12 protein-coding genes are annotated in these 12,559 nt (G+C 46.4%); 6 read left to right on the plus strand and 6 right to left on the minus strand.

What is annotated here, in order from left to right:
* Positions 1-5 precede the first annotated feature (5 nt).
* Positions 6-2,468: an ATP-binding protein gene (locus K7R10_RS12630; RefSeq protein ID WP_224485083.1), complete on the minus strand. Its 2,463-nt coding sequence runs from the start codon at positions 2,466-2,468 to the stop codon at positions 6-8.
* Positions 2,469-2,759: 291 nt separating this feature from the next.
* Between K7R10_RS12630 and K7R10_RS12635 the strand changes: the two genes are divergently transcribed.
* A complete protein-coding gene (locus tag K7R10_RS12635; protein WP_224485084.1) occupies positions 2,760-5,141 on the plus strand; it encodes a TonB-dependent receptor in 2,382 nt (793 codons plus the stop codon).
* 40 nt (positions 5,142-5,181) lie between these two features.
* Here the strand turns inward: K7R10_RS12635 and K7R10_RS12640 are convergent, their stop codons facing one another.
* Positions 5,182-5,625, minus strand: coding sequence for a Rieske (2Fe-2S) protein (locus K7R10_RS12640; protein ID WP_224485085.1), 444 nt, complete (start codon positions 5,623-5,625; stop codon positions 5,182-5,184).
* Positions 5,626-5,744: 119 nt separating this feature from the next.
* Here K7R10_RS12640 and greA point away from each other — a divergent pair, with 119 nt between their 5' ends.
* Both greA and K7R10_RS12650 read left to right on the plus strand, forming a co-directional pair.
* Positions 5,745-6,221, plus strand: a complete 477-nt coding sequence (gene greA / locus K7R10_RS12645) for a transcription elongation factor GreA (RefSeq protein ID WP_224485086.1) — start codon at positions 5,745-5,747, stop codon at positions 6,219-6,221.
* Positions 6,222-6,300: 79 nt separating this feature from the next.
* Entirely contained in the window at positions 6,301-7,221 is a 921-nt protein-coding gene (locus tag K7R10_RS12650) for a hydroxypyruvate isomerase family protein (RefSeq protein ID WP_224485087.1), read from the plus strand.
* Between the two features lie 3 nt (positions 7,222-7,224).
* On the opposite strand, the gene K7R10_RS12655 is transcribed toward K7R10_RS12650, so the two are convergent.
* From K7R10_RS12655 to K7R10_RS12670, 4 genes are read right to left on the minus strand one after another with little or no spacing between them, the layout of a single operon-like run.
* Positions 7,225-7,719, minus strand: coding sequence for a YciI family protein (locus tag K7R10_RS12655; RefSeq protein ID WP_224485088.1), 495 nt, complete (start codon positions 7,717-7,719; stop codon positions 7,225-7,227).
* A gap of 26 nt (positions 7,720-7,745) precedes the next feature.
* Positions 7,746-8,213 (minus strand): CYTH domain-containing protein, encoded by a 468-nt coding sequence (locus K7R10_RS12660; protein WP_224485089.1) that lies wholly within the window; start codon positions 8,211-8,213, stop codon positions 7,746-7,748.
* Between the two features lie 5 nt (positions 8,214-8,218).
* Positions 8,219-8,602 carry a VOC family protein gene (locus K7R10_RS12665; RefSeq protein ID WP_224485090.1) on the minus strand — a complete coding sequence of 128 codons (384 nt, stop codon included), beginning with the start codon at positions 8,600-8,602 and terminating at the stop codon, positions 8,219-8,221.
* Positions 8,599-9,273 carry an NAD(P)H-binding protein gene (locus tag K7R10_RS12670; RefSeq protein WP_224485091.1) on the minus strand — a complete coding sequence of 225 codons (675 nt, stop codon included), beginning with the start codon at positions 9,271-9,273 and terminating at the stop codon, positions 8,599-8,601. The genes K7R10_RS12665 and K7R10_RS12670 overlap by 4 nt, the downstream gene beginning before the upstream one ends.
* Before the next feature lie 49 nt (positions 9,274-9,322).
* Here K7R10_RS12670 and dinB point away from each other — a divergent pair, with 49 nt between their 5' ends.
* The 3 genes from dinB to K7R10_RS12685 all read left to right on the plus strand — a co-directional run bounded on the left by dinB (position 9,323) and on the right by K7R10_RS12685 (position 12,531).
* On the plus strand, positions 9,323-10,423 hold the full coding sequence (dinB, locus tag K7R10_RS12675; RefSeq protein WP_224485092.1) for a DNA polymerase IV: 1,101 nt from the start codon (positions 9,323-9,325) through the stop codon (positions 10,421-10,423).
* Positions 10,424-10,552: 129 nt separating this feature from the next.
* A complete protein-coding gene (locus tag K7R10_RS12680) occupies positions 10,553-11,068 on the plus strand; it encodes a PAS domain-containing protein (RefSeq protein ID WP_224485093.1) in 516 nt (171 codons plus the stop codon).
* A 50-nt stretch (positions 11,069-11,118) separates the two neighbouring features.
* On the plus strand, positions 11,119-12,531 hold the full coding sequence (locus K7R10_RS12685) for a 3'-5' exonuclease family protein (RefSeq protein WP_224485094.1): 1,413 nt from the start codon (positions 11,119-11,121) through the stop codon (positions 12,529-12,531).
* Positions 12,532-12,559: the final 28 nt, after the last annotated feature.

Raw genomic sequence — 12,559 nt, forward strand, 5'->3', positions numbered from 1 at the left:
CGTATTTAGCCAACCTCTGCCAGCTGCGTGAAGATGATCTCGATCTCGCGTTTTAATTCCTGAACATAGGCATGCAGGTGGTCAGTATCTTCAGGATCCAGGTGTTCGATTTTGTTCAGGATAGGTATGATGTTCACGGCGTTTATCTGTCGGTACATGGTTTGCATTTTATGTCCCAGTTCCCTGGCTCTCTCATACTCTCCTTTACGGGCACTTTCTTCAAGTAAAGTGAGATCTTTGAGGGTGTTTTCCCGAAACAGGTCAAGAATTTCCTTTAAAGCCGATTCGTCATTATTCAGAAATGACATCATACTGCTGAGGTTGTAGGCCTCATCTCCGTTGAAAGGCTTTAACTGTTTTTGACTTCCTTTACCGGTACCATTTTCTGTGAATTGCGTTTTTCCACTCATTACCTGATCGATCATACTGAGTATGGCAGCAGGCGTATAGGGTTTATTCAAAAAACCCGAAAACCCGGCATCCAGGTAATCTTTTGCTGGCAATTCCTTTCTTCCCGTGACAGCGATAATAGGTTGCCCTGAATAACCGGTATAATCATCTGCCCTGAGTAATTCAGCAAAATGAAAACCGTTCATCGAAGGCAGTTGAATGTCGGTTATTATAAAATCGTATTCCAGTTCTTTCAATTCCAGCAAAGCTTTATTGGCATCTTTAAAAGTATGGGTGGTCATACCCTCTGCTTCCAGAATTTCACGAAGAAGACTGAGCAGGGTTTCGTCATCGTCGATCAGTACTCCTGTTAAGGCAGGCATGCTTTTCAGTGCTTCTGCCGGTTCGATTTCCTGGCTCTTATCGCTGAGCCTGGCGGGAATGGTAAATGTAAATGTGCTGCCTTTATCTTTTTCGCTTTTCAGATAGAGTTCTCCACCCAGGAGTCGTACCAGTTTCTTTGAAATGGTGAGTCCGAGTCCGGAGCCGCCATATTTTCGTTCTATCGAATTCTCAGCCTGTGTGAATTCTTCGAAGATCAGTTGCTGCTTTTCCTCGCTGATCCCGATACCAGTGTCGCTTATACTGATGGCTATCATGGCTTCTTTTCCTTCCTTTCTGGTTATGACGGCTTCGATGGTTATCTTTCCTTCTTCGGTGAATTTATAGGCATTTCCGATTAGATTTGAGAGCACCTGCTTAAGGCGGAAGGGGTCGCTGACTACGGGCCGGTCGATCTGCGGGTCGGTTCTTACTTCCAGCCGTATGGGTTTGTCTTTATACAGACTACGCACGCTTTCTGCGGTTTCAGAGATCAGATTTTCCAGATGGAAGGGGATTTTATCGACGAAGATCTTACCCGACTCCAGCTTGGAGAAATCAAGCAGATCATCTACCAGCTGAGTGATGAAGGAGGCCGCCTTACTAACCCTGTCGGTATAGTAAGCCTGTCGGGACCCCAACAGCGATTTTCGCAACAGTTCCGTATACCCTACGATAGTACTCAGCGGGGTTCTCAGGTCATGACTTACCATGGAGATCAGCTGCTCCCTGCTCTTCAGCAGAGACCGTGTCAGCTCATTTGATTTCTCCAGTTCTTCCCGGTATCGCTGACTACGGAAGAAGTCGTTGAGGATCATGATCGAAAAGAGGATCATCAGTACGGCGGCAGCGATCGCAGCGATTGTGATCACGTTAATGCTTCTTTTAAGAACAGCCTCCCGTTTGGCATTGGCTTCGATTGAATTCTCGATAAATTCATTTTCAAAGGCCGTAAGTATCTGTCTTAATTGCTGGGAGGTATTCAGGTCGTTCCGAAGCAATTGGTTCTCTTTTATGGCCATCGACAGTCGCTGCCGGGAGTTTTCTTTCCTGATATTTTCCAGCATGGTACGGGTGGCGATAACCATCGAGTCAAGTACTTTCTCATCTACGGTGTTCGAAGAGTCACGCGGAATGTATTTGTTCCATATCCCGATGGCTTCCGACAGGTTTTCGCGTACACGCGGACTCAGCTGATCAGGGTTTTCTGAGAAATCGGTGATCGATAGACGACCCAGGCGTTCTTCAATATTCGAAAACTTTTCTATGGCTGTTTGTATCGACCGGTCTGCATTGTTGTTGTGCCTGATGGTTCTCAGGTCTTTTATGTTTCTGATCTTTTGATCGACCAGTTCCCTGACACTGTCGAGAAGACTGCTTTGATAGTCATTGGTGATCTTCATTTGCAGGGAATCCAGTTCCATGGCGATGGAATCGTTCTTTTGAAGATACTGTTCGAAGGGAATCTGTTTATTCGATTGAATGGCTGCCCTTGCGAAGCTTTCACTCTCATACATGAGCGTGAGCAATTTTCCGATACTGAAGATCTTTGATCGCTCAAGGCTGTCGTCCTGCTGGGCTTTGGTAAAGCTGTTGATCTCTCCATAAACCACCCAGCCAACCCAGACCACCAGCAATGCCAGGATCAGGTAGCTTACAAATACTTTCAGGGTGATCTTTTGTCTGGATGAGTTCATATTTCGATTGTAAACTTCTGTGATTCAATCATGTACTAATTTAAGTATAAATTTTTTCGCGTATGTCTCTTCTAAACTATACTTTTGCAGCGTCTCATAAGGGGTGCCTTGCCGGAATGCCGGTGTAAAGGCTGAGATTATACCCATTGAACCTGGAACAGGTAATGCTGTTTAGGGAGTAAGGTCAGAATAACTGACCTGGCGGCCGGGATTATTAAAAGGCCGTATTTTTTCAACATTTTAAGAACCGATGAATAATGACCCCTTTTATTCGTAAAAATTTTATTACGAATGAAATCGTTATTTGTTTTTTTACTGGCTATGCTGCTTTCAGCAACGGCCATGAGTGCGCAGGAGTACAAAGTCTATGGTACTTTCAGCGATCCGGAAGGGAATCCCATGCCCGGTGTGACCGTCATGCTCAGGAATGCCAACCGTGGAACCCAAACCAATTTTGAAGGCTACTATGAGCTTACCGTTCCGGAAGGGGAGCAGGTGCTGGTGTATCGTTTTCTGGCACCCGATGCCCTGGAGAAGCGCATCGATGTCTCGGGAGACATGCGTCTGGATATCAATCTCGAGGAAGAAGATATTCTTTTAGACGAGGTGCTGGTATCGGCGATCAGGGCCAACCCTGAGAATCCCGTAACCTTTTCGAATCTTACAGCTGAAGAGATCAAACCCCGTAACCTCGGGCAGGATATTCCGATACTGATGAATTATATGCCGGCTGTGGTAACCACTTCAGATGCAGGAGCAGGAGTAGGTTATACCGGGATACGTGTAAGGGGTAGTGATGCGACCCGGGTGAATGTAACGATAAACGGGATACCCTATAACGACGCAGAATCACATGGAACCTTCTGGGTGAATATGCCTGATTTCGCCACTTCTGTAGAAAACCTGCAATTGCAGCGGGGGGTAGGAACATCGACTAACGGTGCGGGAGCTTTCGGTGCCAGCCTGAACCTGCTCACCGACGGGGTTAAAGATGAGGCCTATGCCCAGGTAAACGGATCTGCCGGAAGTTTTAATACCCTTCGTACCAATATAAAGTTCGGTACGGGTCTGATGAATGACCACTTTTCTGTTTCAGGCCGCCTTTCACGCATTCAGTCAGACGGCTATATCGACAGGGCATCTTCTGATCTTGAATCATATTTTCTGCAGGCAGCCTATAAAGACGAAAATACCCTGGTAAAAGCTCTGCTGTTCGGAGGGCATGAGATCACTTACCAGGCCTGGTACGGTATCGAAGATGAGGAATTGCTGAGAACCAACCGAACCTTTAATATCGCCGGAGCTATTTATGGCGACAACGGTGAGATCGTTGACTTTTATGACAATGAGGTTGATAATTACAAACAGGACCATTTTCAACTGCACTGGAACCAGGAATTCGGTCAGCACTGGAATACCAACCTGGCCGTTCATTACACTTACGGGCGTGGTTTTTTTGAGCAATTCAGACAGGACGATGATTTTGCCACCTATGGCCTGGAGCCGCTAACGGTAAACGGCAGCCTGGTCAACACTACCGATCTGATAAGGAGACGCTGGCTGGACAATGATTTCTACGGAACCACCTTCTCTGCGATCTATGAGCAGAATAATTTCGAACTCATCCTTGGGGGAGCATATAATATCTATGAGGGAGATCATTTCGGAGAAATTATCTGGGCCCGGTTTGCTTCCGACAGTGAGTATCGCGACCGGTATTATAACGATGACTCCCGCAAAACCGACCTGAATACCTATGCCAAGGTGAACATGAAGCTTACCGATGGGCTGAGCCTTTACGGTGACTTGCAATTCAGAAAAGTGAATTATGAGGCCAACGGAGAAGACACCGGTCTGGTCGACGACGAGTTTAATTTTTTAAACCCCAAGGTGGGGCTTACCTACCGTATGAACGCCAGCAATCAGCTATATCTTTCGTATGCAAGGGGAAGTCGTGAACCCAACAGGAACGATTATGAAAGCGGATCTCCCAAACCGGAATTCCTTAACGACTATGAGTTGGGATGGCGGTTTTATAACCAAAAGCTCCGGATTAATGCCAATGCCTATTATATGAGGTATAAAGACCAGCTGGTACTCACCGGAGCTCTCAATGATGTAGGAGCGCCATTAAGAGAAAATGTGGGCGACAGCTATCGTCTCGGACTTGAACTGGATGCCAGTCTGATGCTGGGGTCAAACTTCGTATGGCAGCCAAACCTGGCGCTGAGCAGCAATAAGAACATCGATTATATTTTCAGCCGTGACGGGGAACTGGTCAACCTCGGTAACACCAATATTTCGTATTCACCCGAAGTGGTTGCCGGGAACGTGATCACCTGGTTACCGGGCGAAAGAACACAGATCTCGGTGCTGACCAAATATGTCTCAGAACAGTACCTGGGGAACATCGATGCCCCTTCATCAAAACTGGATGCCTACACGACCACAGATCTCAACCTGCAGTATGAGATCAGGCCGGAAGGTTTCATACGATCAGTGGTTTTCAGTGGCCTGCTCAACAACGTCTTCGATGCGAAGTATATTTCGAACGGTTACTATTACACCTTCGATATACCCGATGGCAATAACGGGGTTACCACCCTTGACGGGACAGGTTATTATCCGCAGGCAGGTATAAATTTCCTGCTGGGCGCAAGCATCAGTTTCTAAGAAACCCGCTCCCTGTGGCTTGAATGCCGCAGGGAGTTATTTAATTGAATACTCTCAGGATATTGGCATTGGCCGTTACGCGGTAGTTCAAAAGAGGATATACTCTTTTTTCTTCCTCCAGTTCACTTACCAGGGCGCCGTTGGCCAGACTGTATCGGTAGTCGTCACAACTGCATACCGAGAACACCCCGTCTGTGATGGTCATGGTAGAACAGCTGTTGGGCTGATGGTTCGGGCAACTGGCTTCCCACGCCAGGTAATTTCCGAAACCCGAATTAAACACGATGACTCCCCGAATTCCAACGCCTTCACTACCGATGTAGATGGCATTTCCAGGAGTGCTCAAAGAGCCGAATTGCGGCAGGTTCAGGTTGATGTCGTAGGAGAAGGAGCGCTCGATCAAAAACGGATTGCGTTCGATATCGCTGTTATCGCAGGCAACGAAACACAGCAGGCTCAGGAACAGGAGAATTCTTATTTGCATGAGAAGAATTTATATCCGGCGAAGTTAAGACAAATAAATACTTGCTTAAAATTTTGTATATTTGATGAAATCCTCTTGAGCAAAAAAGGGGATTTTTTGTATTTATAAATGATGAAGTTATGAGTAACGTATCATATTACACAGAAGAAGGAATAAAAAAATTACGAAAGGAGCTGGATCATCTTAAGAGTGTTGAAAGACCCAAGGCGTCGCAAGCCATAGCCGAGGCCAGAGATAAAGGTGACCTCTCGGAAAATGCCGAATATGACGCTGCCAAAGAGGCCCAGGGATTGCTGGAGATGCGTATATCAAAATTGGAGGAAACCCTCGCCAATGCCCGTGTAATCGACGAATCCCAACTGGATACTTCAAAGGTGCTGGTGCTTTCAAAGGTGAAGATCAAGAACCAGAACAATGGTATGGAAATGACCTATAAACTGGTGGCCGAAAGCGAAGCCGATCTTAAAACGGGCAAAATCTCTGTTAACTCCCCCATCGGGAAAGGACTTTTGGGAAAATCTGTGGGTGATGTAGCCGAGATTAAAGTTCCCAACGGGATCCTCAAATTCGAAATTCTCGATATCAGCCGCGAATAATTCTTCCTGCCCGCCTGCGGCTGCGGCTAACAGGTACAAATAATTCCTTATCTTTCCTTGACATCACAGTATTTCACTCATGGAAAGAAGACCATTTTTAAAAAATATCAGTATTGGTGCATTAGGGGCTTCGGTAATTCCTGCCGAAGCCTTTTCCATGCATGACGGCCCTCTGTCGCAGAATGCCTTTAAGCTGGCCTTTGCGCCTCATTTCGGGATGTTCGACACCCTGGCCGGCCCTGATTTGCTGGATCAATTACGATTTATGAAAGAGGCGGGTTTTCAGGCTGTTGAAGACAATGAAATGGCCAAAAGGCCTGTAGAAATGCAGGAGGAGATCGGAGAAACCATGAGGGAGCTCGGTCTCAGTATGGGTGTCTTTGTAGGCCACAGTATTTCCTGGAACGAGCCTGACCTTGCCAGTGGTGATGATGAAAACCTCGAACGCTTTCTGGAGGAGATCAAATCTTCAATAGCAGTGGCAGACCGGGTTGATGCGAAATGGATCACCGTGGTGCCCGGAGCCAAAGACCCTTCTCTCGATATGGGATATCAGACCGCGAATGTGATATATGCTCTGAAGCGGGCCGTTCAGATACTGGATCCTTATAAGATTACAATGGTGATCGAACCTCTGAACTTTTATGATCATCCGGGGATGTTCCTGACAGGTTCTGCCCAGGCTTATGAGGTCTGTAAAGCCGTTGGTTCTCCTTACTGCAAGATACTCTACGATATTTACCACCAACAGATACAGGAAGGGAATCTTATCTCTAATATTACCCGCTGCTGGGACGAGATAGCCTATTTTCAAATGGCCGATAATCCCGGTCGTAAGGAACCCGGCACCGGAGAGATCAATTACGCCAATGTGCTTAAGTTCATAGCCGGGAAAGGTTATACCGGGTTAGTGGGTATGGAGCACGGAGTGAAGACCGAGGGAAAAGATGGAGAGCTCCGGGTAATCGAAGCCTACCGGGAAATTGACCGAACCTTATAGATCTTATCTCAGGGGGAAGCCTTTTGCCGCCCACCACGGATGCACTTCGATGACAAGACGCCCCGCTTTGACCATAGGGTCAGCGTTGGCCAGGCTGTCTGCCATGGCCAGGGTAGGCACATTGTAAATCGTGATACCGCGAATCTCACCATCATCGCCAAAGGGACCTGAAATACTTGCATAACCCTTTTCATACATTTCCGAAAGGTGAGCCAGATGCAGACGCTGCAGGCTGTCGGCCTCTGTTCTGGTTTGTGACCGATTGGGTCCTGACTTCAGGAAAGCCATGAAATATTGTTGCATCAGAATCGTGTCTTTGGTTTTCTCATCGATATAATCGAAAACCTGGTACCCTTCTTCCTCTAACTTCTTCTTCGTTTCAAGCGATGTTGTCTGAACGGTATCAGAATCCACCTCTGTTGGCAGTTCTTTATGATCGGGTTGTTGCTGGCACGAGACCAAAAGCAGCAGCGTAAGGGTAGTAATGATCGTACGCATAAGATTGAGTGTTTTACCAGATAAAGTTACCATTTTTTATAAGGGTTTTTGCTCAATTGCGAATTGTAGTATCTGATGTCACCGGTAACCTCTTTGCCAAGCCACACTGGTTTGACGAAGACATCGTCTTCGTGTTCAAGTTCTATTTCTGCGACTATCAGACCCTCGTTCTCTCCATGAAACTCGTCGACTTCAAAAATATGTTCCCCCTGCCTTACAAGGTAACGTGTCTTTTCAAGTTTACCGGGTTCACAAATGGCCAGCAGGTTTTCGGCTTCTTTGGGGTCTATTTCAGTTTCCCATTCAAAGCGGGTTGTTCCACTGGAATTCCCGATGCCTTTTACGGTAAGGAAGGCTTTCCGGTCACTTACCCGTACCCTGACGGTTCTTTCCGGATGGGTGTTCAGAAACCCCTGTTTGATCTGTTTTTGGTCAATGGCCTCTTCTTTGAAGTCCTGAGAGCTGACCAGGAATTTTCTTTCTGTTTCTTGCATAGATATCAGCTGTTGGTATTGATTCGCCAGGGTGGATATTTCCGGTTCTCCCCGGCGTGGTAAATGATCAGGTTATTTCCGGCAGGGTCCTGTAGAGAAGCTTCTCTCCACAGCCATCGCTTATCTTCGGGCTCTGCTGTTATTTCTATACCCTTTTTTTTCAGTTCCTTTATCACCCTATCAGGGTCGTCAACCTCGAAATAGATGGTTATGTCAGAGGGTTGAAAATTTTGTTCTTTTTTTGAAAGAGAAAGCGTCGCATCTCCTGCAGAACATTCGAAGCGCGCGTAGGTGTCTGTTCTCACGATCAGCAACAGCCCCAGGTTTTGGTAAAAAATCACACTCCGGTCCAGATCCCGGCAAGGAAGGGTTACCTGGTTCAGATTCATAGCATTTTATTTAATTTTCTGATACTGTCGCTTTCCATGCATCCTGATTTTTCCTCGTGGTTCGCCAGCCAAACCATGGCATTGGCGATCTCTTCGGCATCGATGAGACGGTATTTCTTAAGATTCCCCAGGAATAAAGGATCAAGTACCTGAAAGAGACGCTTAAAAAACCATTCTCCCGGACGGCTCTCAGTACGTTTTCCGCCTATGATACTGGGTCGTAACAAATAGATGTTCGGTATGTCTTTGGCCAGGACACTTTCTTCCATTTCTCCCTTAGTACGGTTATAGAAAACCCGGCTTTTACTGTTCGCGCCCATGGAAGAGATCACTATGAAATTCTCCACTCCCATTTCGACGCTGATCGATGCCGCAGTAACCGGGATTCCGTAATCGATCTTTTTGTAAGTCTCTTTGTCAGGTGTCTTTGCCCGGGTGGTACCGATACAACAGAATACGTCATGAGCCTTAAAATCTTTTTTATGTTCGTCGAGTTTGAAAAGGTCTGTTCGTATCTCTTCTATTTTTTTATGGCTGATATTCAGGGGGCTTCGCGTGAATACCCTGATCTGTTCATACCGGTCATCTTCGATAAGTTTTTGCAGCAGGATGGAGCCTGTAAGGCCCGTTGCTCCCAGAATAACTGCTGTTTTATGGGTTGTTCCTTCCATTCATGATTCCTTCTTAGCAGGATGCTCTAAATTAAAGTAATTTTGTTGCATGACCACCTCAGACCTTAAAAAGATCATACATGTTGATATGGATGCTTTCTTTGCTTCCGTAGAGCAGTTAGACCATCCTGAACTTAAGGGGAAACCTGTGGCTGTTGGCGGGGGTGAGAAGCGGGGTGTGGTGGCTGCGGCCAGTTACGAAGCCAGGCGATACGGGGTAAGGAGTGCTATGAGCGGGGCGCAGGCCAAACGTCTTTGTGGGGATCTGATATTTGTGAAGCCCCGATTCGAACGGTATCGGGAAGTTTCGATGGTGATACGCAACATCTTTTTTGAATATACAGACCTGGTTGAGCCTTTATCTTTAGATGAAGCCTACCTCGACGTAACCGAGAACAAAATGGGAAACCCGTCGGCGACCAAGATCGCCACGGAAATCCGGGAACGTATCTTACAGGAAACAGGTCTGACTGCCTCAGCAGGAATATCGGTGAATAAGTTCGTGGCAAAGATCGCGAGCGATATCAATAAGCCGAACGGACAAAAAACGGTTGCTCCTGAAGAGGTGATCCAATTTCTGGAGGTGTTGGAGATCAGGAAATTCTACGGGGTGGGAAAGGTAACCGCCAAAAAGATGTACGACCTGGGAATCTTCACGGGAAAAGACCTGAAGGGGAAAAGTCTTGATTTTCTGCAAAAGGAATTCGGAAAGGCCGGGGAACATTACTTTAAGGTGGTCAGGGGTATTTACGACTCTCCTGTACGTCCTCATCGAACTCCGAAATCTATAGGCGCTGAGCGTACCTTCAGTGAGAATCTGAGCAGCGAGATCTTTATGCTTGAAAAATTGAAAAAGATAGCCGGAGAATTACAACGGAGGCTGCAAAAGAAAAAGACAGCAGGAAAGACACTTACCCTTAAGATCAAGTATTCAGATTTCAAAACACAGACGCGCAGTAAGACCCTTGACTATTTTATAAGTGATGAAAGCCTGATATTAGAGGTGGCTAAAGAATTACTCTACCAGGAGCGCCTGGAAAACTCGGTTCGGTTGTTGGGTATTTCGGTCAGTAATCTCAACATTTCACACCTTGACGAGGAGGCGGATGAAGAGGGCGCTGTAGCGGTCCAGCTGCGGTTTGACTTTTAAATACTGTTTAAGTTTTCACCCCTTTAAACCGGCTGCATCAGCAAAAAGATTTAACAAGAATGTTAAGGTGCGTTTCAGATTTTTACCGGGAATAGTTTTTTATTAATTTTTACGGTTAAAATACTGTTTATGGGTGAATTAGCACAATATGATGCTGGAGTGAGACGATATTATGAGAAGCGCGGCCCCCTCATTTCCTTTCCACTGAAATCTTTCGATTTTCATATGCAGCAACTGTTACAATGGCAGTTAAGCGGGCAGGATCTTGAAAGATTGAGAATGATCTCATCGAACTGGAACCGTGAGTGGGATTTTGAGGCCTCCCTTCGCAGGAGGAAAGAAGTCATCGTGATCACCGACACCTCTCTGAAGATCGTTTTTTCTTCCTATAATATGCAGGAGATGAGTGGATATGTTCCGCAGGAGATCATTGGGAAATCACCAAAAATGTTCCAGGGGGAGATGACCTGTGAAGCCACTTCTTCCCGAATAAGAGAAGCCATACAAAACAGGACGTCTTTCAGGGAAAATATCGTTAACTACAAAAAAAACGGAGCTCCTTACAAGTGTGAGATCAAGGGGTATCCCGTTTTCGATCAATCGGGAAAGCTGGTCAACTTCATAGCCTTTGAAAAGGCTGCCTGAGAATTTTTTAATACCTTTCACTCCCTTAATGCTAGGTGAAAATTCAGGTGATGCAGTACGCGGTAGTTGATGTGGAAACCACAGGTATGGGAGTGGCTGGTAACCGGGTAACCGAGATCGCGATCGTGGTTACCGACGGGCAGAGTTCACTGCACGAATATCATACCCTGGTGAATCCGCAGACCCCTATTTCACCTTATGTTAGTGCCCTTACCGGGATCGATGATTCCATGGTTCAAAATGCTCCGACTTTCGGTGAGATTGCGGGTGAAATCAGCCAAATACTTAAAGGAAAGGTGTTTGTGGCACATAATGTGAGCTTTGATTATAATGTGCTGCGGAAGGAGTTCGCTCAGACCAAATTTGACTTTAATCTGCCTAAAATCTGTACCGTTCGCCTTTCCAGGGCCCTTATTCCCGGCTTGCGTTCCTATTCCCTTGGAAAACTTTGTTCTGCACTTCAGATACCCCTGCATGACCGGCACCGGGCGCTGGGTGACACTCTGGCTACCGTGAAGCTTTTCCAGCTGCTGGTCAGCAGAGATACTAACGGACTTATTCCCGAGCAACTGAACCGCAGTAAGGGGTATCAGAGTCTTCCATCCCTGCTTTCAAAGGAAACCGTTGACGGGTTGCCTCAAACTCCCGGCATTTATTATTTCAAAGATGCAAGTCACCAGATCATCTACGTGGGTAAAGCTAAAAATATCAGGAAGCGGGTGATCGGTCATTTTTATGATAAAAAACCCAGTGAACAGGCAATGTGCCGGGAGACCGCACATATTGATTTCGAAGTGTCAGGTTCTGAACTTCTCGCCTTACTTATGGAATCGGTGGCCATCAAGAAGCATTATCCGAAGTTTAACCGGGCACAGAAACGAAGAAATAAAGGATTTGGCATCTTTTCATACACCAACAGGCAGGGAATTCTTCAGGTAGCTTTTAATGATCTGAAGATGGTCAAAGATCCTTTGCGGGTATTTTACAATCAGCAGGAGTGCCTGGCCTTCCTCGAAGCGATATGCGAGGAATTTGAACTTTGCCCGCGTTTTACCCAGCTCCAGACCGGACAGGCAGGCAGATGCCGGCATTACAGGATTAAAAATTGCCAGGGGGTTTGCTGCGGAGAAGAGACCTTCGAGACATACAATGGCAGGGTATTGCGAGCCCTTGAGCAAATTACAGAGAACAGCAGCAGTTTTGTGATCTGTGAAAAAGGCAGATCTCCCGGAGAGACAGCTTTCGTTTTCGTTGAAAACGGTCACTATGCCGGTTATGGTTTTGTAGATCAGGAACAGCCTATAGAACGCCTTGAAGATTTCAGAAATTTTATGACCCCGCAGCCTTCCGACAGAGATAACAAACGCATCATTCATCAATATCTGAATTCGGCAAAAAAGATCCGGATGATCGGTCCTGAGGGAGTCATGGAGAGCGATCAAATTACCTCCGCTATTATTTAGCTTTCTGCGCACTTCTGCTTAGTTTTGC

The organism is Robertkochia aurantiaca (assembly GCF_020166495.1).
In the GTDB taxonomy this organism is placed as follows: Bacteria; Bacteroidota; Bacteroidia; order Flavobacteriales; family Flavobacteriaceae; genus Robertkochia; species Robertkochia aurantiaca.